Consider the following 22342-nt stretch of genomic DNA (forward strand, 5'->3'; position numbering starts at 1 on the left):
GAATGAGTGCCTACTACCTACAGTCCAAACCTGTGTGGCTTTCTTTTCTTGCCGAGGTTTGGGTTGGAGGTGTGTATATGAGAAAATTCTCACGGGTTTTGCTCCTCCTTCTTCTGACAGGGTTAGTGCTGGTTGGCGGTTGTCTCGGCGGGAACGGCATCGGTGTTCCGACCGGAACAGGTGGAAGCGATACCGGAAGCTCATCTTCTGAAGATGTCGGAGCGCACTCTGAGACCGATTCTCCGACAGGCACTACAACGGAAACCCAGACTTCAACCGCGACGGAAACGCAAACCGGAACCCAAACCGAGACGCCCTCATCGAACGCGAGCCTTCAGTACGACGAGGACGGGGAGGTTCTCTGCGATGAAAGCTCGGACCCCGATTCCGGTTGCGAGGCCGGTGAGACCAACGGGAACGGAACCGGGCCGGGCTTTTCGATAGGACTTCTCAACGTCACGCTCGAACCGGTTGTAATCCCGGTTTACAGGCTCACCGCCAACTTCACATACGCCGGGCCAATCTGGAGCGACGCTTTCGAGCCGAACGGGAAGGTTATAGAGCGGGTCTCGCTCCTAACGTCCTCGACCGACCCCGGAAGGAGCGTTAAGTTCACGATAACCTTCGAGAACGAGAGCCTGGCCAACGCCTACGTTCACATCCCGGTTTTCATAGACCTCTCGGGCAGGAAGTACACCTACCAGCCGACGGTTCTCCGCTTTGATGAAGGCGACGAGTTCGGGAGAATCTGGGAGCTCCACCTATATTCAACGGGCTTCAGGCTCTACGAGCTGACAGGCGAGGGGCCGGTTGAAGTGCAGACTGGAAACGTCCAGCTCGACGGGAGGCGCGTTAGCTTCACCGTTGAGAACTTCTCGGAAATTTTCCCCGACAGGGTTTACCTCAGAATCTACGGGAGCACGATGGCCGACAAGAGCCCGAGCCTCGTCTATCCCTACACCGGGAGCTTCGTAATCGAGGCAGGGAAGGGCTGGATTGACTACTACTCGCCGGCCAGCTTCTTTACGGAGGAAGGGAAGCTCTACATGGAGGCGAGGGGCTACGACCTGATGATAAGGCTCTATCTTGACGACCGCAAGTACCGCGACATGATGCCGATGAAGGTCTTCTTCGACAGCACCGACAACGGCGAGGCCGACTGGATTGCCTACGTAGACGAGGACTCCTTTAAGTTAAGGGACGCGCACGGAAGCGTCTACCGCGAGGGGGAGGTTAAAACCTACATCGAAAACGACCGGCACGTCGTCGAGTTCACCATCGAGAACTTCTTCTCCCTCGTCCCCTGGCGCTACTTCCGCCTCTGGTTCGCGGGTCAGGTCTATGCTCCCTCGATGAAGCCCCGCTTCCCGTCCCATAGCAACCTGTGGGTGAACGCCACCAACGGGCTCAGCATAGATAAAGACGTCGACCGCTACCTCGTCATCGTCGTCGAGGACGTCTACATAAAGGGCAACAAGGACAGCGCGGAGGGCGAGATTCAGCTCGTCTCGTGGGCCTTCCCTGTTTACTGGGAGCACGAGAACGACCTGAACTGGAAGTACGGGCCGATTTACGCCGTCGGCTATCCAGCAAAGCGTTGGGTCGAGGCGGACGACCACAGCCGGCTTTTATACCATGATGAAAGGGCTATAAGCGTGGGTTACCCCTTCATCAACGGCTACCCGATTTTCGCGATGCCCCTTGACGAGGTTAGGGAATACCGGAAAATCTACGTCCACACAGCTGGCTGGGACATCGACAGCCCCGGAAAGTACGTCACGATGGGCGTCGGCTTCCTCGTTGATACTGCTTTAGGCCTCGCCACCGGCGAAATTGGAACCGCGATGAAGTACGGCTACAACGGGGTCATGTTCATCAACCAGCTCGTTACCGGAGAAAGCGCGAGCGAGTTCTACGGCTCAAGGATTCTGGCCGCTTTCGGAACCGAACCTGACATGGTTGGCTACTCCGGCTACACAATAGACGCGAGGGCCGATTACAGCGACGGGGTTCTCATTGAGGTCTGGTCAACGGACGGCAACATGAGGGTTACCTACCTCGTCCAAACCGTGGAAGTCCCGAGGACGCTCCGCTACAACACCCTTCAGGCTTACCTCGACACCGTTCAGTTCACGAAGGACACGGAGCTCGGCGACGACGAGTACTACCTCTACGCGAGCGGGTTCATCTCCTTCAAGCAGGAGGAAGTGGACGTTCCCGATATAACGGCCGAGAGGACTACGGGAATGGCGCCGGTTCAGCCCGTCAACAGGTATCCAAAGTCCGGAGTGCTCTCGGGCAACAGGTTCACCACGAGACCCCAGATTCTGATTATCGGCCACACGAGGGCGGACGTGCCGTTCCTCTACCTCGAATACGACGGCTGGGAAGAGGATGCCGGAAACTGGGGCAACGACGACGACCCGATGGGGCAGGTTTCCATAACGCTCCTCTTCGACGACGACTACTTCGACTGGGAGCCGGACTCGGCGATTCCGACCAAGGAGTGGAGCCTCGAGTTCCCGAGCTGCGGCGTTTCGGGCGGTTGCTCAAAGGCGTGGTTCTGGGTCAGGGTGAAGCCCTGACTTTACTTTTTCTCAAGGTGCGCCCTCTTGACCTCAAGCACTCCCGAATAGTTGCACTCGTTCCACTTCTTCTCGACTTCATCAAACACTATGCGAGCCTTGAAGAACGGCGCGTCGCGGACGAAGGTTTCGAACTCACCGCCCTCTCCGGCCACGTGGATTTTGTACCTCTCGTGGAGCTTCACAAGCTCCTCCAAAGCTTTCTCGTCAATCCTCCGCCCGAGCCAGCGCTCGTCCAGTCCGTAGGCCGAAACTCCGACCATTACGATGTCGAAGATTCCAATCAGCTCGCGCATGTAGTCAACGGGGTCCCTGTGCCAGGCCGGCGCGAAGCTCTCAAGGCCGAGCTCCTTCGCGACCCTGTCAACCCTCTGCTTCTGGTACTCGCTGGCCAGAGCGCCGGCAACGACGCCGTCAATTCTAAGCCCCTCGAGGACGGCCTTCATGTCCTCAACTTCCTTCTCCTTCTCGCCACTCGTGAAGCCCTTGACGAGCGGAATCCCTATCGCCCTCGCCTGCAGTTCCGTGAGGTGAATGTTCGGCACGTGGTACATGTAGCTGTCTTCCCTCTCGCTCACCATCGAGACGAGGTACTTGACTTCAAACCCCTGCTCCAGCGCCCAGTAGAGGGCGTAGTTCGAGTCCTTGCCCCCTGAGTAAAGGACCGCCACGCGCATTTCCACCACCGAAAGCTTTAAATTACCTGCGGTTAATTTAATCTCGGTTCTCTTGATGGGGCCTCTTCGAGGGCCTTAAAAAGGTGATGCCGATGACTCCAAAAACTGCAGTGATTCTCGCGGCCGGCCTTGGGACGAGGATGGGCGGAAGACCAAAGGGCCTCGTCAGGGTTGCCGGAAGGGAGATTCTGTACCGAACGATGCACCTCCTCCAGAGGAACGGCGTTGAGCGCTTCCTAATCGTCACCAACGAGCGGTACGCCCCCCTTTACCGCGAGTTCGTTGAGAGGAACGGCTTCAACGCCGAGCTCGTGATAAACCCCGAGCCCGAGAAGGGCAACGGTCACTCGCTCCACCTCGCCAAGGGCCACCTCTCCGGGCGTTTCGTCCTTGTCATGAGCGACCACGTCTACAGCGAGGCCTTCGTTGCGGAGGCCATAAAGGGAAACGGCCTCATAGCGGACCGAAGGCCGGGGTGGATTGACGTTGACGAGGCGACGAAGGTTAAGGTGAAGGACGGCAGGGTCGAGCGAATCGGAAAGGGCCTTAAAGACTGGGATGCCGTGGATACGGGCTTCTTCGTCCTCGACGACGAGATTTTCAGGGTAACGGAGGGGCTTGAAAACGAGAAGAACGGTGACTACTCCCTCAGCGAGGTTGTCGAGCGCGCTGGGCTTCCGGTTACCTTCGTTGACGGCTTCGGCTGGACCGACGTGGACACGCCGGAGGAGCTCAAGAGGGCCCGAAAGATGCTCGTCTTCACGGCAGTTAAGGGAACCGGCGACGGGTTCATCAGCCGACACCTCAACAGAAAAATCTCGACGAGAATCAGCTATCTCCTCGTTGAGAGGGTCACTCCAAACCAGATGACGGTCGTCACCTTCGTCCTCGGCGTGCTCTCGGCCTTCCTAACGCTCGTCAGCCTGCCCTTGGCCGGAATCCTCTACCAGCTGAGCTCAATTCTCGACGGCGTTGACGGCGAGCTCGCGAGGGCCCAGCTGAGGACGAGCAGGCTCGGTGGCTACGTGGATTCCATCCTCGACCGCTACGTTGACGGCTCTTTCCTCGCGCTCCTTGCTTACTCGGCTCTGAAAGAACCCCTCTGGTATCTGGTCGCGCTCCTGGCTCTGCTCGGCTCGGTCATGGTGAGCTACTCGACCGAGCGCTTTAAGGGGGCCTTCTGCAGGGACGCCTACCGGGAAGTCCCGGCACTCAGAAAGCTCCCCGGGAAGAGGGACGAGAGGGTCTTCCTGACGATGTCCTTCCTGCTCGTTCCTTCAGGTCTCGCCGTCAGGGCGCTCTTCGCGCTCCTCGCAGTCCTGACGAACCTCCGCGTCGGGGCGACGGTTTACCTCATATCCAGAAAGGTTTCGCGACCAAAAACTATTTAACCACTGTAAAATATTTGAGAACAACGAAAAGGAGGTGGGTGAAATGGTCAGGGTTGTTATACTCGGCCAGGGTTACGTTGCAAGCATATTCGCGAGCGGTCTTGAGAAGATAAAGGCAGGAAAGCTCGAGCCCTACGGCGTTCCGCTGGCGGACGAGCTCCCGATTAAGATTAAGGACATCGAAATCGTCGGTTCATACGACGTTGACAAGGCCAAGGTTGGCAAGGACCTCCACGAGGTAGTCAAGGCCTACGACCCGGAGGCCCCGGAGAGCCTCAAGGGAATCACCGTCAGGAAGGGTGTCCACCTCGGAAGCCTCAGGAACCTCCCGCTCGAGGCTACCGGTCTCGACGACGAGATGACCCTCAGCGAAGCCGTTGAGCACCTCGTCAACGAGTGGAAGGAGCTCAAGGCAGAGGTTTTCGTCAACGTCTGCACCACCGAGGCCTTCGTTCCCTTCGAGAACAAGGAGGAGCTTGAGAAGGCCATCGCCGAGGACAGGAAGGACAGGCTCACAGCTACCCAGGTCTACGCCTACGCGGCCGCCAAGTACGCAAAGGAAGTCGGCGGTGCGGCCTTCGTTAACGCGATTCCAACCCTCATCGCCAACGACCCGGCCTTCGTCGAGCTCGCGAAGGAGAGCAACCTCGTCATCTTCGGCGACGACGGAGCCACCGGCGCCACCCCGCTGACGGCCGACGTCCTCGCGCACCTCGCCCAGAGGAACCGCTACGTCCTCGACATCGCTCAGTTCAACATCGGCGGAAACCAGGACTTCCTGGCTCTCACCGACAAGGAGCGCAACAAGAGCAAGGAGTTCACCAAGAGCTCCATCGTCAAAGACCTCCTCGGCTACGACGCCCCGCACTACATCAAGCCGACCGGCTTCCTTGAGCCCCTCGGCGACAAGAAGTTCATAGCGATGCACATCGAATACGTCTCATTCAACGGCGCCCACGACGAGCTCGTCATAACTGGAAGGATAAACGACAGCCCGGCCCTCGCTGGTCTGCTCGTCGACCTCGTCAGGCTCGGAAAGATAGCGGTCGAGAAGAAGGCCTTCGGAACGGTTTACGAGGTCAACGCCTTCTACATGAAGAACCCGGGACCGAAGGAGATGCACAACATCCCGCGCATCATTGCCCACGAGAAGATGCGCATGTGGGCCGGACTCCAGCCCAAGTGGCTCTGACGGCAAGCTTTTAACTCCCTTTTCCTACTTTTCTCGGTGGGTGAGAATGAGCTGGAAGAGGGGAGCGTATCCTGAGTTCACGATTGAAGACGCGGTTGCGGTTCTGTTCCTGATGAAGAATCCCGTCGGGAGGAAGACGATTTCAGAGCTCCTTGACCTCGGCGAGGGGAGCGTTAGGACGCTTTTGAGAAAACTCTCGAGGATGGAACTCATAGAGTCCTCCCAGAGGGGCCACGTCCTCAGTGGGAAAGGCAGGGAGCTCGTTGAGAGGCTTTCGCGGGCCTTTTCGGAGGTTCACGCGGTTGGAAGGGTTGAGGGCTTTCCGGCCTACGCCCTAATCGTCAGGAACCCTCCTGAGTTCAAGAGCATCGAGCTTCGCGATGAGGCAATAAGGTTCTTCGCCAAGGGTGCGATGATTCTCGTCGTTAAAAACGGGGAGGTAGTTTTTCCGGAGGACGGCAGGCCCCTGCGGGAGACCATGCCTGAGCTGGCGGAGAAGCTCTCCGTTCTTGGGCCTGATGATGGAGACATGGTCGTCGTTACCTGGGCCGAGAACCCGGCCGACGCCATGAAGAGCGCCTATCACGTGGCGGTTTTCCTCAAGGACGTTCCCGATGAGATAAAGTCCCTCGTGAGGTGAGTCGATGGCCGAGAGCAGGCTTATCCTTGCCCTTGACGTCTACGAGCGCGAGAGGGCCCTTGAGATAGCCCGCGAAACGGCGGACTACCTCTGGGCGATTAAGGTGAACTGGCCCCTCATCATCGGTTCCGGGCTGGACATAATCCCCGAACTCAAGGAGGAGACCGGTCTTCCGGTCATAGCCGACCTCAAGCTCGCGGACATTCCCAACACCAACCGGCTGATAGCGGGGAAGGTTTTCGAAGCGGGGGCGGATTACATCATAGCGCACGGCTTCGTCGGGAGCGACAGCGTTGAGGCGGTTATGGAGCTCGGGAAGACGATAATCGTCGTCGAGATGAGCCATCCGGGGGCGAGGGAGTTCATACAGCCCGTGACGGATAGGTTAATAGAGCTCGCCAACCGGCTCGAGCCCTTCGGTGTCATAGCGCCGGCCACGAGGCCCGAGCGTGTCAATTACATCCGCTCGAGGCTCAAGCTTGGAATCAAAATCCTAACCCCCGGAGTCGGGGCGCAGGGTGGAAAGGCGGGCGAGGTTTTAAAGGCCGGTGCCGACTACATCATCGTGGGCCGTTCGATTTACGCGAGCTATAACCCGAGGGAGAGCGCGAGACAGATTTACGAGGAGGTGAAAGCGTGGAGCTGAAGGTCAAGCACCCCCTCAGCAAGAAGGAGGTAAAGGCCATAATCCGCGAGATGGCCGAGATTTTCGGCGTGGAGATAGCCGAGAAGATGCTGAGCAAGAAGGACCGCGTTGAAGTAGCTGAGTTCGACAAGACCACAGAAATCCTTCTCGTCAACGGAAAGCCCTTCTTCATACGGAGAAAGGGCCTGATTTTCCCGCTCGTCATAGCGCTCTACGAGCTGTCCAACGAGGAGGACTTGAGGAAGTGGCCGAGGCGCGTTGTCGTTGACGAGGGGGCGGTTCCATACATCATCAACGGCGCTGATGTCATGGCCGCGGGCATAGTTGACGCCGATGAGAACATCAGGGAAGGCGACTTCGTCTTCGTGGTTGAAGAGCAGTACGGAAGGCCACTCGCGATAGGCATAGCCCTCATGAGCGGTAAGGCGATGAAGGAGAAGCCCAAGGGAAAGGCAGTGAAGAACATCCATCACGCCAAGGATAAAATCTGGAACGTCACGGTGGGATGAGATGGGGGAATCTAAAGGCCGGAGAATCCGCGTTTTAGCCGGTGGAGTCTTTGACATCCTCCACGTCGGGCATATACACTTTTTAAAGCAGGCGAAAGAGCTGGGCGATGAGCTTATAGTCATAGTAGCCCACGATGAGACCGTTAGGAGGAACAAGCGGAGGAACCCGATAAACCCGGCCGAGGACAGGGCTGAACTGCTGAGGGCGATAAAATACGTGGACGAGGTTTACATCGGCTCGCCCGGCGGGATAGACTTCGAGCTCGTGAAGCGCATAAACCCGGACGTGATAGCAATCGGTCCCGACCAGAACTTCAACTGCGAGAAGCTCAAGGAGGAGCTGAGGAAGCACGGCATAAACGCTGAGGTAATACGAGTTCCCTACCTCTACAAGAGCGACCGGGCGAAGACGAGCAAGATAATAAGGAGAATAGTCGAGGAGTTCTGCGAATGATTTGACGGCTTATTTTATTCGCCCTGATTTGACCTCACCCGGGGTGGGGCCCTGAGTTCAGGGTCTCAGTTTTGAGATGTAATCGCGAAGGAACTCGGGGTCCTCCCTCTTCACGGCGCTTAAAAGCTCCTCGAACTTCTTCTCCCCGAGGGCAAGGCGGAGGTAGTAGTAGAGGTTGACAGCATCTTCAACGATGGCGCTCTGCCTTCTCCCTTCCTCGGCGTAGAGCTGGATGAGCTTCATGTTCATGTCCCTGCTGACGTAGAGGGTCTTCTGCATCTTCTCCTTCTTCAGGTCGGGCTTTTTCTTGGGCTTCGGCTTCGTCGGCTTCGTGAGCTCGTCTATCGAGCCGTCAAAGAGCTTTGGAATTTTATCCCTCGGCAATCTCAACCACCTCTTTCGCGAGCTTTAGGAAGGCCTTCGCGGCGCGACTCTTGCCGTCGAACTCGAATATGCTCTTACCCTCACTCTGGGCCTTCTCAAGGGCTATCGCCTTTGGAATCGTCGTGAGTATCGGCGCGTCCGGGTAGGTCTCCTTGAGCTCCTTGAGGCGGAGCTTCGGAACCTTGGTCTGCTTGGTGAACTTGTTGGGAACCAGTCCCAGCAGTTTGAGATTCTCGTTGGTCTCCTCGCGAATCATCCTCATGAGATTGAACATGAGCTGCATTCCTATGACACCGAAGTAGCTGAGCTCGAGCGGGATGAGCACGTAGTCGGAAGCAGTGAGCGAGTTGACGAGGAAGATTCCCATGCTCGGCGGGTTGTCTATTAGAACGTAGTCGTAGTCCGGCAGAACCGGCAGTAGGGCCTTTTCAAGCCTCCTCTCGCGGTTGTAGGCGTTGATTATCTCGATTTCCTTGGCCGAGAGGTTTAGGTGGCTCGGAATGAGGTCGAGGTTCTCCCGGACGCTTATCAGGCTCTCATCAATTTCGCTCTCCCTCGTCATCAGCGTTCCGACGTGCCTTTCGGCATAGTCGAGAACCCTCATTCCGATTAAACCAAAGGTCAGGTTGAACTGCGGGTCAACATCAACGAGCAGGACGCGTTTTCCCATATCGGCCAGTGCGTAGCCGAGGTTCATCGTCAGGGTTGTCTTCCCGACTCCCCCCTTCTGATTGGCAACGCTGATTACCACTGCCATGGTTTTCACCCGAATGAGTTAAAAGAGTCAGGAAAGGTCCTCGAAGTCGTCAAGGACCCTGCTCACGTAGGGTGGAAGCCCGCCCTTCGGTTCCTCCCTCCTGGCTATGGTCTTGTAGAGCTTGTCCTCAAAGGACTCAAAGGTCTTCTTGGGCTTTGCGGGCAGGAGGGACTCCTTTGGTGCGAGCTGGAGTGCCGTTTCGCCTCCAAGAATGTGTGGGCTCTTGACGCCGGTCATTATCACCATGGCCCTGACCATCTTGCCCATATCCTCGTCAATCCTTGCTCCCCACTTGATTTCGCTCTTCTCGCCGAGCTTCTCGTAGACGATGTTCATTGCCTCGTTAATCTCGCCAAGGCTGACGTCCGGGCCGACAGTGAAGTGGACGAGGGCCTTCTCACCGCTTCCGTACTCGACGTCGAGGAGCTTGTTCTGGAGGGCGTTCTTGACGGCATCAACGGCCCTGTTGCTTGAATCGCTCTCGCCTATTCCAATCAAAGCCGCTCCACCATTCTTCATGACGCTGTAAACGTCCGCGAAGTCGATGTTTACCATCGACGGGAGCTTAATCGTCTCGGTTATGCCCTTGACCATCCTGGCTATTATCTCGTCGGCGAAGCGGAAGGCCGCGTTTATTGGGAGCTTCGGAACGAGCTGGAGGAGCTTGTCGTTCTCGATTATCACAACGGTGTCCGAGTAGTAGAGGAGCGCCTTTATTCCCGCCTTGGCCTTCTCAATCCTCAGCTTGCCCTCGTTCTTGAACGGGAACGTTACAACGCTCACGACAAGGGGCTCCCTAAACCTACCGTTGTGCCTGGCGCGCTCCTTGATGACCCTCGCCACAACAGGTGCCGCACCGGTTCCGGTTCCGTTGCCCATTCCGGCGGTTATGAAGACGAGGTCGGCGTCGCCGATGGTCTCGGCAATCTCGTGGGCGCTCGCCTCGGCCGCGCGGTAGCCTATCTCGGGGTCTCCACCAGAGCCCTTACCCTGCGTTATCTCCTTACCGAGGAGGAGTTTTTTATGGGCCTTCGCGTGCTTCAGCGCCTGCGCGTCGGTGTTCATCGCTATGAGCTCCGCCCCCTGGACGCCGAGCTCGTACAGGCGCGTTATGGTGTTGTTACCGGAGCCACCAACACCAACAATGACAATCTTTATCAGGTCGTCGTCATCCTCCATGAGGCTCTCTTCCATCCTTGGCTTCTTTGGCTCGTCGTCGAGGTCTATCTTTATTCCCGCCTGCTCAAGCAGTTTAAACACCATCGCCCCAACCCCCAGCGTTGAGTGTGAGCTGATTTTATTCCTTATTTTAGGCCTTATTCAAGCGGCTTATTTTATAATGTAGTCAGGCGTTGAGCGGTTTTCGGTCTCCAGGCGGTACAGTTCCTTTTTTAGAAGCTCGCGAATGGCCTCTCGGATGATTTCACTTCTGTTGGGATAGACACCCTTCTTAACAAGCTGGTCCATAGCGTTTATGAGGCCCTGCGGAAGTTGGACACTTATGATTCTCATCCTGCTCATTCCTGCACCACCACGTCCATTGAGCCGCTGGGATAGGTAGTGATTAATTAGTTAAATACTTTGTGCTTCTGTGTTAATATTTCCATATTATCTTTTTCAAAAGTTTTTTGAAAAACCCTTTTAAGGTAGTGGTCTAAACGAAAAGACGGTGGTTCAGAAGTGATTCGCGTAACGGATGGGGTCTTCATTGCGAGGGTCTCGGTTCGAAACGTTGAGGAGGTCATCCCTTACCTTGGGGGAAACGTTCAGCTGGTCAATACTGACTGTTGGAAGGCCGTTGCCTTCGCATCGATACTCGCTCTGAGGGTATTTGAGCGGGGAACCAACCACGCGAAGACCCTTGGTGGAGAACTGCTCCTCCGCCTCGCCGGAACGCTCCAGATTAAGGACGCAATCAAACAGGTAGGTGCAAAGCCTGGTGAGAACTTCCTGGTGGTCTTTGGGAGTGAGGATGACGCGAGGAGGATTCTTGAGGAACTGGGGCTGGAGGAGCTCCCCCTCGATGACTGTCCCGATGAAATCGCGAAAACTTTTTTTGAAAAATCGGCTCTCGTCGAAGTTTTGTAGGTAAAACCGGCCTTTTTTCAACGTTCAGTTAAGGATAGATTTATATACCGCCCCTTTCACACCCCCGCAGTGCCCGGGGGGATGAGGAATGCGCTACAAGAAGAGAAAATACTTCCTCGCCGGAAGGATAAACATAATCCAGCGCTCGAAGATTAGGGAGCTCTTCGAGAAGGCCTCGAAGATGGAAAACGTTATCTCCCTCGGAATCGGCGAGCCCGATTTCGACACGCCCGAGGTGATTAAGGACGCCGCGAAGAGGGCCCTCGACGAGGGCTACACGCACTACACGCCCAACGCCGGTATTCCCGAGTTTAGGGAGGCCATAGCGGAGTACTACGAGGACTTCTACAAGGTTGATGTTGATATTGACAACATCCTCGTCACCGCTGGCGCTTACGAGGCTACCTACCTCGCCTTTCAGAGCATCCTTGAGCAGGGCGATGACGTTATCATCCCGGACCCGGCCTTCGTTTGCTACGTGGAGGACGCCAAGATAGCCGAGGCCGGAATCATCAGGATTCCCCTCCGCGAGGAGCACAAGTTCCGCCTCAACCCTGATGAACTCGTCGAGGCGATAACGAAGAGGACGAGGATGATTGTCATCAACTACCCCAACAACCCGACCGGAGCCGTTATGAAGAAGTCCGTCGTCAAGGCCATAGCCGACATAGCCCAGGATTACAACATCTACATCCTCAGCGACGAGCCCTATGAGCACTTCCTCTACGAGGGAGCGAAGCACTACCCGATGATTAAATACGCCCCTGACAACACGATTCTGGCTAACTCCTTCTCGAAGACCTTCGCCATGACCGGCTGGCGCCTCGGCTTCGCCATAGCCCCTAAGCAGGTCATCAGGGATATGATTAAGCTCCATGCCTACGTCGTCGGTAACGTTACGTCCTTCGTCCAGATTGCAGGCATAACTGCACTCCGCGACAAGAGGAGCTGGGAAGCCGTTGAGAGGATGAGGCAGGTCTACGACGAGAGGAGGAAGCTCGTCCTCAAGTACCTCAACGACATGCCCCACCTGCAGCCCTTCAAGCCCAAGGGAGCGTTCTACATATGGGTCAAGATTGACCCCGAGCTCGATATGACGAGCGAGGACTTCGCGGACTGGCTCCTCGACAACGCGCGCGTCGTGGTCATTCCGGGAACGGCGTTCGGAAAGCAGGGCGAGGGATGGGTCAGGATAAGCTACGCGACCGAGAAGGACAAGCTCATCGAAGCTATGGAGAGAATGAAGGAGGCCCTCTCCAAGCTGTGAGGTGGTTCGATGGAAAATCTCATCGCCGTCTTCGTTGTCATCTTTTTGGCCGAGCTCGGGGACAAGACACAGCTGACCACGATAGCCTTCGCCTCCAAGTACGGCTGGAAAACTGCTTTTCTCGGTGCAATCCTCGGGCTCGCGGCCGTTAATTTCATCGGTGCCCTGCTGGGGGATGCCATCGGGGACGTCCTCCCGATGGAACTGATACACAAAGGCGCCGGGGTGCTCTTCATAGTCTTCGGCGTCCTTATGCTGCTTGGAAAGCTCTAGGGGTGGTTGTCATGGACAAGAGGTGGTCAACGGTATTGATTAACACACTTCTCGTTGCTTCGGGCTTTGGAACGATGCACATGCTCGAGAAGTTCAAGAACGCGGTTTTGACGCACTACGGCATCACCGAGGCAATGATGGGCTACCAGCAGACCGCTTACGTCGTCGGTCTCTTCGTCGCGTTCCTCCTCGGCGGAACGAGCCTCTTCAAGGGCTCCTTCAAGAGGAGTGTGGCTTTAATCGTCAGCTTCGCCGCGATTCCGCAGTTCCTGATTCCCTTCATGCCCAGCTGGTGGGGTGTGGTAGCGCTCCGCTTCTTCCAGGGCTTTATCGTCGCTCTCATAGCGGTCTTCAGCAACCAGATTGGTAGGCTCTTCGTGGCCGAGAGGCCCTTCGCCAAGGGTGTAATCCTGTCCGGAATCTTCTGGGGTGGAATCTACGGCATAAACCTTGCCAAGTGGGCTGGTGGAAGCGACGCGAGCTGGTCATCGGTCACCCAGGCGTTCCTAATCTCGGCCGTACTCATGTACGTCATGCTCGCAATCTGGTGGCTCTTCGTAGAGGACTTCGAGATTCCCAAGGAGAAGCACTCCTCGGGAGTCAACGTCTGGAAGATGCCCTTCACCTGGGTCTTCGGTTTCACCTTCTTCCCGGCCCTGTGGATTATCTTCACCCTCGGCTCCTTCACGCTCCATAACGTGGAGTTCAGCGACTCCCAGGTGGCAAACCTCGTTATGACCCTTGAGGTCTCGATGGGTCTCTGGTCAATAATCATGGGCTACCTCGGCTACCGCCTCTCGGTTAAGAACACCAGCAACCGCGGTCTGTTCAGGGCCATCGTCAGCGTCATGACGCTCTCCTACGCGGTAACCTTCGTGGGACTCTTCCTCGTCTGGAAAGCCATAAGCGCAAACGACTACACGCTGGCACTCCTTGGAATAGCGATAACCGGAATCGTCCAGGGAACGGGTCCTGCCTTCTGGACGACGGCTCCAGCGGCCTACCCGAAGGAAATCTACCCCGAGGCCAGCTTCGCCCTGGGACTCATCTCGAACTCCGCCAACGCGGTAGCCCCGAACGTCATGTTCGTCCTCGTGCACAGCGTCACGACGGGCATGATAATCTACCTCGGCATGGCTCTGCTCGGAATACTCCTCCTGCTGGCTTCGAGCAGGATGAGGCTCCCCGTCGAGGAGCTCTCTTAACTCCTTTTTCTTATTACGTGGATGTCCCTAACTAAGCGGTGCCTTTCTTCGTAGTCGAGGTGCCTCGATAGAACCTCGAAGCCCAGTTTTCCGAGCCACTTCCGCTCCTTCCGGTAGATGCTCCCGTCCCTCAGTCTGTATGCAGGGAAGACGAAGACGACCCTCCCGTTCCTCTTCAGGACGTCTGAGAAGCTCTCGAAGACCGAAAAGTACAGCCTGTCCAGCTCGTTGGCAAGCTTTATAGCCTCGCCCCTGCCAGGGTTCCTCTTTAAGGGCTTCCCGAGGTAGGGTTCGGTAACTATCGCGTCAAAGCGCTCGCGGAAACAGCGCTTCAGCTTCCTCGCGTCGCATACCTCTATCCTCGCCGAGTTCCTGAGCCTGAACTCTTTTCTGAGCCACTCGATGTTCCGCCTCGCTTCCCTCACTCTCTCTGGGTCGCGGTCGCTCCCGTAAGCGGGCAACCCCTGGAGGACGAACTCCTGAAGGACCGTTCCGATACCGCAGAAGGGGTCGAGGAAGAGGCCCTTTCTTACCTCGGTGAGGTTCACCATTATCCTTGCCAGCCTCGGCGGAATCGAGAGGATTGGCCTCTGAACCGGTCTTTCCACGTCGAGTTTCTTCAGCTCGAAGGGGTCGGTAACCTTAACCGTCTCGCCCACGAGGAAGCTCCCGTCGTCGCGGAACAGGAAGACGATGTCCTTGACCTCTGGAAAACCCTTCAGAATCAGCTCGGCAGGCATGGAGTAGACCTTTGCCGGCTTGAAGAACTTTGCCGGGCCTTCCCTCTTGAACTCCCTCTTTACGGCGCTCCCCAGCTTCCGCCAGAGCCTCCAGTCGTCCCTTCCGTAGAGGCTGACCGTGAAGAGCTTGGCGTATTCGAGGTCCTTTATCGCTTCATCGCCTTCTCCGACGATTCTCACGAGCTTGAGCGACCCGCCGAGCCAGCGGAAGTGCCTCTCTATTGAAGGTTTTGACTCGAAAACAATCCAGTTTTTTCCGTCCTCAATAGGTTTGACCTTTAGACCAAAACGTCTCGCGAACGAGAAGAACTCAGCCCTTCCCAGCTCGGGATTCTTGCCTAATATTACTCCATACATGGATTGCGCTTTGGGTAAGTTTTTAAAAAGCTTCCGAGTAAGTCAAGCAAGCCTGAGTCGGTGGTTGCAATGCTCGTCGTTGAGGTGCTTGAATCAGCGGGGGATATCCCAGACCCCTACGTCAGAACCGTTACCTACGCGAGGATAGGCGAGGAGCTCGCGAGGAAGGGCCATCCCCTCTACAAGCGCGCGTTTCTCAGCGCCTTCGAGTCCCTGACGTCGATAGATGACCCGTTCAAAATGCTCAAGGCCCTGCTCTCAATCGGCGTCTCCCTGGGCAGGGCGAGGATTAGAGCATATCGGAAGGTGTTCGCGCGGGTCTTCTCGGAGTCCCGGGATTTGAGCCCTCCCCAGCGGGACGAACTCCTCAAAACGGCCTCCCTGGCACTTCTAAGCCTTGGGGACGTTGGGGAAGCGATAACCTTTGCCGTCGAGATATCCGACGCTAAGCTCAGGCAGTCAACGCTCGTTTCCCTCGTCCGGGGAATCTCGCGCTCCCTTGAGGTGAACCCGATTAAGACTGCCTACAGACTCAGGAAGATACGGCTGGCCCTTGAGTACATCACGGACGAGCCCTACCGCTCGAAGGCGCTCCTTGAGCTCTCAAAGGCGCTCGTTGCCCTCGGCAGTTACGAGGGGGCCTTTTCAGCCGTCCGCGAAATGGGCTCCCGCGAGTGGGCCAGGCAGGCCTTCAAGGAGCTGGCATTCAGGCTGAGTGAACTCGGTGTCATAGAGCGGTACGTTGACTCCTTTACCGCCCTCACGGAGGAGCTGTCCGAGAAGTTCGGTGAGAACTTCATATCGGAGCTTTCAACGGCCCTTGCCCTCGCCGGCAGGGGAAAGCTTGCCGTCCACCTGCTCCGTAAGCTCGGCGATGAAAGCCTCTTTGAGCGCGTTGCCCTCGACCTCCTCGACAAGAACCCCTCTGCCATCGGGGATTTCATGAGCGCCCTGAACGAGGGTGAATCCTCGAGGGTTGGCAAGGTCTTGATGAACCGCATCCTTGAGGAGCCGACGCCCGAGAAGAGGGAGATAGTGAACACGATAGCTCGCTTCGCCCGCTCCGAGGAGGTCTGGGCGAAGGTGGCCCGCTTTTACATCCTCACGGGCGACGTTGAGTCGGCGAGGAGGATAGGCCTCGCCCTTCAGAGTCCGAGGCTCCGCTCCGTTGTGATGGCCGACGTTGCCCACCACTACCTCAAGCGCGGTGACGTTGAGAAGGCGATAGACACGGCCCTCGAGGTCAGGGATAGGCGTTTTGCCTCACTCCTCATGTCAGAAATCCTCATAAAGGCCCTTCACGAAGAGTTAAAGGGGTTGGAGAATGGAAAGGCTCAGGTCGCTGGTGGGAAGGCGAGAAAACAGGCTTGACTTCCTCAGGGATTTGGTCTCACTCCTTCTGTCAAGGGAGGAACTCTACTCCAACGATGCCCTCTTCAGGGACGCCGTTGAGGAGGTTTACTCCATTCTGAAATCAGAGGTTCGCGCCGGCAAATTCGAGCTCCTCAACGCCTACGAGACGGCGGTGATTTTAAGGGCCGTTGCCTTCAATGAGAACCTTGATGTTCAAACCCTGCTGAGGAAACTCCTCGCCGAGCTGGGGTGATTGTTATGCTGTACGAGATAAGTATCGAGACGAAGGAGCGCTGTCAGGTTGTTGACATAACTGACGAGGTTCAGAGACTCGTTTACCGCTCCAAGGTAAAGCACGGCATAGCCGTCGTCTTCACCCACCACACGACGACGGGCCTCTTCATAAACGAGTACGAGCCGGGCTTAATCGAGGACATCAAGGGCAAAATGGCCGAGCTCGTGCCGAGGGAAGGTTCTTACGCCCACGACAGGATTGACAGGAACGCGCACGCGCACATAAAGGCGAGCATCTTCCTCAACCCCGAGGTGGTCGTCCCCATAGACCAGGCGGAGCTCCACCTTGGAACCTGGCAGAGGATTCTCTTCGTCGAGCTCGACGGCCCGAGGCACAGGAAGGTCTACGTCATGATATGTCCCTGTCCAGAGATGCCGGAGGAGTGATTAGACGTACATCGCCATGTGGGCAATCCTTTCAAGGAGCTCGTTGAAGCCCTCGTAGGTAACCAGCGATAACGCCAGTGGCTCCTGCTCCAGCCTCTTCTTTATGATTTCTCTCAACTCCTCCACGCGCTCCCTTGGAACGAGGTCAATCTTGTTGATGACGACGATTATCGGCTTGTCGTAGCGCATCTTGAGCATGTGGTGGAGCTTCTCCATGCCCCTGTGAAGGCCGACGGTCGCGTCGACCATGTGGATTATTATGTCCGCTGAGACTATCTCGTCTATGAGCTCTTTGAACTTCTCCTCGCTGAGGACCTTCCCGCGGAGCTCGAGCCTCGGGTCGAAGAGGCCGGCCGTGTCTATGAGCACGAACTCGTCTGCCCCTCCGAAGGGGTTCTTCATGCCCTTGGGTATCTTCAGCTTTCCAAAGCGCCTCCTCACGAGCCCCTTCGTCGTCCCGGGCAAATCCTCTACCTCGCTCACCTTCCCGCCCACGAGTGCGTTCATGAGGGTTGATTTGCCGACGTTTTCGGCACCGATTATCGCAACCTTTATCATCTCTTCACCCCCTAATTCAACTCAGCGGTTGAATTTAAAGGTGATTGGCATGAGGCGCGTCAAGCTCGGTCATCACTATTACTACGTCGTCACTCCCGATGACCTGAACGGGAAGCTGAGGGGCAAAAACGTCGTCCTCGAAGGCGAAATCGAGGACAAGCCCGTTATCGAGTTCCTGCCGATGGAACTGCCGAGCTGGAGGACGACCTTCAAAATCCACGGGGTAAGGGTTGACTTCGCGGGGAGTCCCTGCATAGGGAAGGGCGACACCGTTAAGGTCTACGGTCGCTTCCTCGGCGATGCAATCATCGCAACCGCCATCGAGACCGAGAGGGCCCTCTTCACGACGGAGGAGTGAGCATGCTCGACCTTCTAATCGAGCTGGGCAACCTCAAGAGGCTCCCGAGGACGGGCTGGCTCCTCAGGGGCGTTCCAAACCCTGAGAGCGTGGCCGAGCACAGCTACCGCGTCGCTTTAATAACTCTCTTCCTCGCGGACGAACTGAAGGCGAAGGGGGTCGAAATCGACGTCGAGAAGGCCCTGAAGATAGCGCTCCTCCACGACGTCGGCGAGTCGAGGATAACCGATATCCCGAAGACGGCCCAGTACTACCTTGATAAGGGCAAGGCCGAGAAGAAAGCGGTTATGGAGCTTTTGCTATCCTCCCCAAAGCCGAAGGAGTACTTTAAACTCTGGCGCGAGTACGAGGAGGAGACGAGTCCCGAAGGAAAGCTCGTGAAGTTCGCCGATAGGCTGGAGATGCTGATTCAGGCCTACGAGTACGAGAAGGCCGGCTTCAGGAACCTCGACGAGTTCTGGGGAACTGTGAAGAAGCTCCGCGAGAGCGAGTTCTACTCCTATTTCCGGGAGCTCGTTGAGGGGCTCGTTGAGATGCGGGAGAATTTGCATCGTGGTTAGTCTAACCGCGGTGCAACAATTGAACCTTTCGAATCTTCTTATAATCCAGGGTCGAAACCTGATAAAAGGTTTCGTTGGGGCGTTAATTCACGAAAACACTTCCGTTTACGTTAACAGTCCTGTTTGCGCATAACGTTTAAATACACGGTTTTGCCCATTCATTTGGTGGTTTCAATGCGGAGGACGGGTCTGGCTTTAATCGCCCTGCTGGTTCTGTCCCTGGTTGCCTCCGGGTGCATCGGTGGTTCTAATGACTCCGGAAGCTCTGGGAGCTCCCTCAAGGAAGAGACGCTGATAATCTTCCACGCGGGCTCGCTGAGCGTCCCTTTCAAGCAGCTGGAAGACGAGTTTGCGAAGTACGCCGAAGAGAACCTTGGAGTTAAGGTAACCTTCCAGGACGAGGCCAGCGGTAGTGTCGCGGCTGTGAGGAAGGTCACAGACCTCGGGAAGAAGGCGGACATAGTCGCCGTCGCAGACTACACCCTCATCCCCCAGCTCATGGTGCCGAACTACACGGACTTCTACGTCCTCTTCGCGACCAACGAGATAGTCATAGCCTTCACCGAGAAGAGCAAGTACGCCGACGAGATTAACTCCGACAACTGGTACGAAATCCTCGCGAGGCCCGGCGTCACCTTCGGATTCTCCGACCCCAACCAGGACCCCTGCGGCTACCGTTCGGTAATGGTCATGAAGCTCGCGGATTACTACTACGGCAAGCCCATATTTGAGACCCTCGTCGAGAAGAACACCAACATCTACTACAACGGCTCCCTAATCGTTGCCCCGAAGGAAATCCAGGTGAAGAACGACAAGGTCGTCATAAGGCCGAAGGAAACCGATTTGACGGGCCTCGTCGAGAGCGGAAGCCTCGACTACTTCTTCATCTACAAGAGCGTCGCCGAGCAGCACCACCTGAAGTACATCGAGCTTCCCAAGGAGATAAACCTCAAGGACTTCAAGATGGCCGATTACTACGGAAAGGTGAGCATCTACATCGGCTCTACTGGAAAGGTCATTAAGGCCAAGCCCATCGTCTACGGCGTTACCGTTCCAAAGGACGCCCCCCACAGGGAGCTTGCGATGGAGTTCCTCAAGTACCTCCTGAGCGAGAAGGGCAGGGACGTCTTCAAGGCCAACTACCAGGACTTCATCTGGCCGCCGATAGCGTTCGGCAACGTCCCCGAGGAGATAAATGACGAGGTGAAGGTTGAGGGGTGAGCTTTTTATTCTCCCTTCCAATTTGGGGATGGCCATGAGGCGCGACTACACCCTCTACTTTTTCGCGTCGCTGGGAAGCTTTCTAATCGTCTACATCGCCCTTCCGTTAGTGGTTATCTTCGCCAAGCAGCTCTCGGACTTGGGGATGCTTGTCAAGACGCTCCACGACCCCTACGTAACCGAGGCCCTCAGAAATTCCCTCCTGACTGCGACCGCGACGGCATTAATCGCTCTCCTATTCGGCGTCCCCCTCGGCTACGTTCTGGCCAGAAGGGATTTCCCGGGAAAGAGCCTCGTTCAGGCCCTTGTTGATGTCCCAATCGTAATCCCCCACTCCGTCGTCGGCATAATGCTCCTCGTCACCTTTTCGAACGCCATACTCGACAGCTACACCGGCATAATCGCGGCGATGCTCTTCGTTTCGGCGCCATTCACGATAAACGCCGCGCGCGACGGCTTTTTGGCGGTGGATGAGAAGGTCGAGGCCGTCGCGAGAACCCTCGGCGCTTCCCGCTTAAGGGTCTTCTTCTCGGTTTCCCTGCCGATAGCCTTTCCCAGCGTGGCGAGCGGGGCCATAATGACGTGGGCTCGAGCCATAAGCGAGGTTGGAGCCATACTCATCGTCGCTTACTATCCAAAGACCGCCCAGGTTCTCGTCATGGAGTACTTCAACAACTACGGTTTAAGGGCTTCGAGGCCGATTTCGGTTATACTCATCGCGATAAGCCTCACGATATTCGTCCTGCTCCGCTGGATTGTCGGGAGGAGTGCCAATGCTCAGGGCTGAGGGAATCTCCAAGGACTGGAAGGAGTTCCACCTCAGGGATATAACCCTCGAGGTTAAAGAGGGCGAGCACTTCATAATACTCGGCCCGAGCGGTGCGGGGAAGACGGTTCTCCTTGAGATAATCGCGGGGATAATAGAGCCGGACTCGGGGAGGGTTTACCTCAAAGGCAGAGACGTTACGGACCTTCCGCCCGAGAAGCGCGGTTTAGCCTACGTCCCCCAGAACTACGCTCTCTTTCCCAACATGAGCGTCTACGACAACATAGCCTTCGGCCTGAAGGTCAGGAAGGTGCCAAAGCCCGAAATAGAGCGCAAAGTGCGAGAAATCTCCGAGGTCCTCAGGATAGAACACCTCCTCCACAGAAAGCCGAGGACGCTGAGCGGTGGGGAGCAACAGAGGGTAGCTTTAGCGAGGGCGCTCGTCGTCGAGCCGCCGTTAATCCTCCTCGACGAGCCCTTTGCCAACCTCGACGTCCAGACGAGGGCGAAGCTGTTAACCGAGATGAAGCGCTGGAAGCGAGAGCTGGGCTTCACGGCTCTGCACGTAACCCATTCTTTTGAAGAGGCCATAAGCCTCGGCGACCGCGTTGGGGTGATGCTCGACGGCAGGCTCGTTCAGGTTGGTAAGGTCAGGGACGTCTTCTCAAGACCGGTGAGTGAGGAAGTCGCTCGCTTCCTCGGCTTCGAGAACATAATCGAGGGAATCGCCGAAGGGAGAAAGCTCAGGGTCAACGGCATTGAGATTGAGCTTCCGGTCGAAGCTAAAGGAAGGGTTCGGGTCGGCTTAAGACCGGAGGACATAATAATCTCGACCGAGCCGATAAGGAGCTCCGCCAGAAACGAGTTTAAAGCAACCGTTGAGTCAATCGAGGAGCTCGGCCCGCTCGTGAGGGTTCACCTTTCCCTCGGCGATATAACCCTTACGGCCTTCATAACCCGCTCATCGATGCTCGAACTCGGGATAGAGAAGGGAAAGGAGGTCTACGTCAGCTTCAAGGCGAGCGCGCTCCACGTGTTCTGAGCTTGTCCCTTATCTCCACCGGCAGGCTCTCGTAGACCTCATTGAGGGCATCGATGAGCTCGACGAGTTCTTTAGCCGTCAACGTCGTCGTCTTAGGGCCTATTTCGAGTATCAGCGCGTCGTATTCCTCCGGCGAGACCTCTTCAAGCTCGTCTAAATGCTCGGCTTTCCTCGGGATTATGTTCACCTCGCCAATCATTCTGCCCTTGGGTATCTCGGCTTCCCGCTCCTCTATCGGCACCTCCTTGGGGCAGTCGTAGCGCTCGACGAAAATCTTGATGTCAACCACCGGCGTTCCGTCGAGGGCGTCAATCTCGTCTATGTAGAGCCTGCCCTCCTCGATGCGGTGAATTCTGACGGTGTAAAGAGCTATTGGATTCGGCCTGTAGGGCGAGCGCGTGGCAAAAACGCCGGTGAGCGGGTTCTTTGGGTTCCCGTAGGGGTGCACCTTGAGGATCCTTCTCCTTGCGGGCGTGTCGCTCCCGTGGAACCAGAGGACGAGCTTGACCCAGTCGCCCTCCCTGAGGCCTTCCGTTGCCTCCCAGAACTCGGGTAGGATTTCGATGTGCGTTTCCGGCTCCTTCCTCACGAAGCCGACGGGGGTTATTTTGAAGGGTTCGAAGTTCATGGGCATCACC

Annotated in this window: 27 protein-coding genes; 19 read left to right on the top strand and 8 right to left on the bottom strand. The window is 56.6% G+C overall.

The window, feature by feature from the left end:
• Positions 1–77: 77 nt before the first annotated feature.
• A complete protein-coding gene (locus E3E30_RS10485; RefSeq protein ID WP_167729515.1) occupies positions 78–2585 on the top strand; it encodes a hypothetical protein in 2508 nt (835 codons plus the stop codon).
• Between the two features lie 2 nt (positions 2586–2587).
• On the opposite strand, the gene E3E30_RS10490 is transcribed toward E3E30_RS10485, so the two are convergent.
• The gene (locus E3E30_RS10490; protein WP_167729573.1) at positions 2588–3262 is read right to left on the bottom strand and encodes a TIGR00289 family protein; all 675 of its coding nucleotides are present in this window, start codon (positions 3260–3262) and stop codon (positions 2588–2590) included.
• A gap of 92 nt (positions 3263–3354) precedes the next feature.
• On the opposite strand from E3E30_RS10490, the gene E3E30_RS10495 reads away from it, so the two are divergent.
• Genes E3E30_RS10495 through E3E30_RS10520 form a run of 6 tightly spaced genes read left to right on the top strand, consistent with a single transcriptional unit; the run spans position 3355 to position 8094 of the window.
• Positions 3355–4653, top strand: a complete 1299-nt coding sequence (locus tag E3E30_RS10495) for a bifunctional L-myo-inositol-1-phosphate cytidylyltransferase/CDP-L-myo-inositol myo-inositolphosphotransferase (protein WP_167729574.1) — start codon at positions 3355–3357, stop codon at positions 4651–4653.
• 43 nt (positions 4654–4696) lie between these two features.
• Positions 4697–5845, top strand: a complete 1149-nt coding sequence (locus E3E30_RS10500; RefSeq protein WP_167729516.1) for an inositol-3-phosphate synthase — start codon at positions 4697–4699, stop codon at positions 5843–5845.
• Between the two features lie 46 nt (positions 5846–5891).
• Positions 5892–6485, top strand: coding sequence for a DUF4443 domain-containing protein (locus E3E30_RS10505; protein ID WP_167729575.1), 594 nt, complete (start codon positions 5892–5894; stop codon positions 6483–6485).
• A gap of 4 nt (positions 6486–6489) precedes the next feature.
• Positions 6490–7131, top strand: a complete 642-nt coding sequence (gene pyrF, locus E3E30_RS10510; RefSeq protein ID WP_167729517.1) for an orotidine-5'-phosphate decarboxylase — start codon at positions 6490–6492, stop codon at positions 7129–7131.
• Entirely contained in the window at positions 7122–7640 is a 519-nt protein-coding gene (locus E3E30_RS10515) for an RNA-binding protein (RefSeq protein ID WP_167729518.1), read from the top strand. The genes pyrF and E3E30_RS10515 overlap by 10 nt, the downstream gene beginning before the upstream one ends.
• Before the next feature lies 1 nt (position 7641).
• A complete protein-coding gene (locus E3E30_RS10520; protein ID WP_099212148.1) occupies positions 7642–8094 on the top strand; it encodes an adenylyltransferase/cytidyltransferase family protein in 453 nt (150 codons plus the stop codon).
• Between the two features lie 57 nt (positions 8095–8151).
• On the opposite strand, the gene E3E30_RS10525 is transcribed toward E3E30_RS10520, so the two are convergent.
• From E3E30_RS10525 to E3E30_RS10540, 4 genes are all read right to left on the bottom strand, one after another.
• A complete protein-coding gene (locus tag E3E30_RS10525; protein WP_167729519.1) occupies positions 8152–8478 on the bottom strand; it encodes a CopG family transcriptional regulator in 327 nt (108 codons plus the stop codon).
• Positions 8465–9235 (bottom strand): ParA family protein, encoded by a 771-nt coding sequence (locus tag E3E30_RS10530; RefSeq protein WP_042691678.1) that lies wholly within the window; start codon positions 9233–9235, stop codon positions 8465–8467. The genes E3E30_RS10525 and E3E30_RS10530 overlap by 14 nt, the downstream gene beginning before the upstream one ends.
• Before the next feature lie 27 nt (positions 9236–9262).
• Positions 9263–10498, bottom strand: coding sequence for a cell division protein FtsZ (gene ftsZ, locus E3E30_RS10535; RefSeq protein WP_042691675.1), 1236 nt, complete (start codon positions 10496–10498; stop codon positions 9263–9265).
• 66 nt (positions 10499–10564) lie between these two features.
• Entirely contained in the window at positions 10565–10756 is a 192-nt protein-coding gene (locus E3E30_RS10540) for a ribbon-helix-helix domain-containing protein (RefSeq protein WP_042691673.1), read from the bottom strand.
• A 159-nt stretch (positions 10757–10915) separates the two neighbouring features.
• On the opposite strand from E3E30_RS10540, the gene cgi121 reads away from it, so the two are divergent.
• The 4 genes from cgi121 to E3E30_RS10560 all read left to right on the top strand — a co-directional run bounded on the left by cgi121 (position 10916) and on the right by E3E30_RS10560 (position 14068).
• Entirely contained in the window at positions 10916–11323 is a 408-nt protein-coding gene (cgi121, locus tag E3E30_RS10545; RefSeq protein ID WP_167729520.1) for a KEOPS complex subunit Cgi121, read from the top strand.
• 88 nt (positions 11324–11411) lie between these two features.
• Complete coding sequence (locus E3E30_RS10550) at positions 11412–12590, top strand: pyridoxal phosphate-dependent aminotransferase (RefSeq protein ID WP_167729521.1); 1179 nt, start codon at positions 11412–11414, stop codon at positions 12588–12590.
• Positions 12591–12599: 9 nt separating this feature from the next.
• The gene (locus tag E3E30_RS10555) at positions 12600–12863 is read left to right on the top strand and encodes a TMEM165/GDT1 family protein (RefSeq protein ID WP_167729522.1); all 264 of its coding nucleotides are present in this window, start codon (positions 12600–12602) and stop codon (positions 12861–12863) included.
• 11 nt (positions 12864–12874) lie between these two features.
• Complete coding sequence (locus E3E30_RS10560) at positions 12875–14068, top strand: MFS transporter (RefSeq protein ID WP_167729523.1); 1194 nt, start codon at positions 12875–12877, stop codon at positions 14066–14068.
• On the opposite strand, the gene E3E30_RS10565 is transcribed toward E3E30_RS10560, so the two are convergent.
• On the bottom strand, positions 14065–15165 hold the full coding sequence (locus E3E30_RS10565; protein ID WP_167729524.1) for a TRM11 family methyltransferase: 1101 nt from the start codon (positions 15163–15165) through the stop codon (positions 14065–14067). The two genes, E3E30_RS10560 and E3E30_RS10565, sit on opposite strands and share 4 nt — an antisense overlap.
• Before the next feature lie 69 nt (positions 15166–15234).
• Between E3E30_RS10565 and E3E30_RS10570 the strand changes: the two genes are divergently transcribed.
• Genes E3E30_RS10570 through E3E30_RS10580 form a run of 3 tightly spaced genes read left to right on the top strand, consistent with a single transcriptional unit; the run spans position 15235 to position 17199 of the window.
• On the top strand, positions 15235–16536 hold the full coding sequence (locus E3E30_RS10570) for a prenyltransferase (RefSeq protein WP_167729525.1): 1302 nt from the start codon (positions 15235–15237) through the stop codon (positions 16534–16536).
• A complete protein-coding gene (locus tag E3E30_RS10575) occupies positions 16490–16771 on the top strand; it encodes a hypothetical protein (protein ID WP_167729526.1) in 282 nt (93 codons plus the stop codon). The genes E3E30_RS10570 and E3E30_RS10575 overlap by 47 nt, the downstream gene beginning before the upstream one ends.
• 5 nt (positions 16772–16776) lie before the next feature.
• Positions 16777–17199, top strand: a complete 423-nt coding sequence (locus E3E30_RS10580) for a secondary thiamine-phosphate synthase enzyme YjbQ (protein WP_167729527.1) — start codon at positions 16777–16779, stop codon at positions 17197–17199.
• Here E3E30_RS10580 and E3E30_RS10585 read toward each other — a convergent pair whose 3' ends face one another.
• Positions 17200–17757 carry an Era-like GTP-binding protein gene (locus E3E30_RS10585; protein ID WP_099212122.1) on the bottom strand — a complete coding sequence of 186 codons (558 nt, stop codon included), beginning with the start codon at positions 17755–17757 and terminating at the stop codon, positions 17200–17202. It lies immediately after the preceding gene.
• A gap of 49 nt (positions 17758–17806) precedes the next feature.
• On the opposite strand from E3E30_RS10585, the gene E3E30_RS10590 reads away from it, so the two are divergent.
• The 5 genes from E3E30_RS10590 to wtpC all read left to right on the top strand — a co-directional run bounded on the left by E3E30_RS10590 (position 17807) and on the right by wtpC (position 21704).
• Positions 17807–18115, top strand: a complete 309-nt coding sequence (locus tag E3E30_RS10590) for a hypothetical protein (RefSeq protein WP_042691654.1) — start codon at positions 17807–17809, stop codon at positions 18113–18115.
• Positions 18116–18117: 2 nt separating this feature from the next.
• Positions 18118–18675, top strand: coding sequence for an HD family hydrolase (locus E3E30_RS10595; protein WP_167729528.1), 558 nt, complete (start codon positions 18118–18120; stop codon positions 18673–18675).
• A 174-nt stretch (positions 18676–18849) separates the two neighbouring features.
• Positions 18850–19896: a tungstate ABC transporter substrate-binding protein WtpA gene (wtpA, locus tag E3E30_RS10600; RefSeq protein WP_167729576.1), complete on the top strand. Its 1047-nt coding sequence runs from the start codon at positions 18850–18852 to the stop codon at positions 19894–19896.
• Positions 19897–19930: 34 nt separating this feature from the next.
• Positions 19931–20683 (top strand): tungstate ABC transporter permease WtpB, encoded by a 753-nt coding sequence (gene wtpB, locus E3E30_RS10605; protein WP_042691645.1) that lies wholly within the window; start codon positions 19931–19933, stop codon positions 20681–20683.
• Complete coding sequence (gene wtpC, locus E3E30_RS10610; RefSeq protein ID WP_167729529.1) at positions 20670–21704, top strand: tungstate ABC transporter ATP-binding protein WtpC; 1035 nt, start codon at positions 20670–20672, stop codon at positions 21702–21704. The genes wtpB and wtpC overlap by 14 nt, the downstream gene beginning before the upstream one ends.
• Here the strand turns inward: wtpC and tsaA are convergent.
• Entirely contained in the window at positions 21676–22332 is a 657-nt protein-coding gene (gene tsaA, locus E3E30_RS10615) for a tRNA (N6-threonylcarbamoyladenosine(37)-N6)-methyltransferase TrmO (RefSeq protein WP_167729577.1), read from the bottom strand. The two genes, wtpC and tsaA, sit on opposite strands and share 29 nt — an antisense overlap.
• Positions 22333–22342 lie beyond the last annotated feature (10 nt).

Source organism: Thermococcus sp. 9N3, from assembly GCF_012027685.1.
GTDB classification, from domain to species: domain Archaea; phylum Methanobacteriota_B; class Thermococci; order Thermococcales; family Thermococcaceae; genus Thermococcus; species Thermococcus nautili.

Coding starts and splice junctions, on each gene's coding strand:
- E3E30_RS10485 (WP_167729515.1), top strand. CDS start 78: ATGAGAAAATTCTCACGGGTTTTGCTCCTCCTTCTTCTGACAGGGTTA.
- E3E30_RS10490 (WP_167729573.1), bottom strand. CDS start 3,262: ATGCGCGTGGCGGTCCTTTACTCAGGGGGCAAGGACTCGAACTACGCC.
- E3E30_RS10495 (WP_167729574.1), top strand. CDS start 3,355: ATGACTCCAAAAACTGCAGTGATTCTCGCGGCCGGCCTTGGGACGAGG.
- E3E30_RS10500 (WP_167729516.1), top strand. CDS start 4,697: ATGGTCAGGGTTGTTATACTCGGCCAGGGTTACGTTGCAAGCATATTC.
- E3E30_RS10505 (WP_167729575.1), top strand. CDS start 5,892: ATGAGCTGGAAGAGGGGAGCGTATCCTGAGTTCACGATTGAAGACGCG.
- pyrF (WP_167729517.1), top strand. CDS start 6,490: ATGGCCGAGAGCAGGCTTATCCTTGCCCTTGACGTCTACGAGCGCGAG.
- E3E30_RS10520 (WP_099212148.1), top strand. CDS start 7,642: ATGGGGGAATCTAAAGGCCGGAGAATCCGCGTTTTAGCCGGTGGAGTC.
- E3E30_RS10530 (WP_042691678.1), bottom strand. CDS start 9,235: ATGGCAGTGGTAATCAGCGTTGCCAATCAGAAGGGGGGAGTCGGGAAG.
- ftsZ (WP_042691675.1), bottom strand. CDS start 10,498: ATGGTGTTTAAACTGCTTGAGCAGGCGGGAATAAAGATAGACCTCGAC.
- E3E30_RS10540 (WP_042691673.1), bottom strand. CDS start 10,756: ATGAGCAGGATGAGAATCATAAGTGTCCAACTTCCGCAGGGCCTCATA.
- E3E30_RS10550 (WP_167729521.1), top strand. CDS start 11,412: ATGCGCTACAAGAAGAGAAAATACTTCCTCGCCGGAAGGATAAACATA.
- E3E30_RS10555 (WP_167729522.1), top strand. CDS start 12,600: ATGGAAAATCTCATCGCCGTCTTCGTTGTCATCTTTTTGGCCGAGCTC.
- E3E30_RS10560 (WP_167729523.1), top strand. CDS start 12,875: ATGGACAAGAGGTGGTCAACGGTATTGATTAACACACTTCTCGTTGCT.
- E3E30_RS10565 (WP_167729524.1), bottom strand. CDS start 15,165: ATGTATGGAGTAATATTAGGCAAGAATCCCGAGCTGGGAAGGGCTGAG.
- E3E30_RS10570 (WP_167729525.1), top strand. CDS start 15,235: ATGCTCGTCGTTGAGGTGCTTGAATCAGCGGGGGATATCCCAGACCCC.
- E3E30_RS10575 (WP_167729526.1), top strand. CDS start 16,490: ATGGAAAGGCTCAGGTCGCTGGTGGGAAGGCGAGAAAACAGGCTTGAC.
- E3E30_RS10580 (WP_167729527.1), top strand. CDS start 16,777: ATGCTGTACGAGATAAGTATCGAGACGAAGGAGCGCTGTCAGGTTGTT.
- E3E30_RS10585 (WP_099212122.1), bottom strand. CDS start 17,757: ATGATAAAGGTTGCGATAATCGGTGCCGAAAACGTCGGCAAATCAACC.
- E3E30_RS10590 (WP_042691654.1), top strand. CDS start 17,807: ATGAGGCGCGTCAAGCTCGGTCATCACTATTACTACGTCGTCACTCCC.
- E3E30_RS10595 (WP_167729528.1), top strand. CDS start 18,118: ATGCTCGACCTTCTAATCGAGCTGGGCAACCTCAAGAGGCTCCCGAGG.
- wtpA (WP_167729576.1), top strand. CDS start 18,850: ATGCGGAGGACGGGTCTGGCTTTAATCGCCCTGCTGGTTCTGTCCCTG.
- wtpB (WP_042691645.1), top strand. CDS start 19,931: ATGAGGCGCGACTACACCCTCTACTTTTTCGCGTCGCTGGGAAGCTTT.
- wtpC (WP_167729529.1), top strand. CDS start 20,670: ATGCTCAGGGCTGAGGGAATCTCCAAGGACTGGAAGGAGTTCCACCTC.
- tsaA (WP_167729577.1), bottom strand. CDS start 22,332: ATGAACTTCGAACCCTTCAAAATAACCCCCGTCGGCTTCGTGAGGAAG.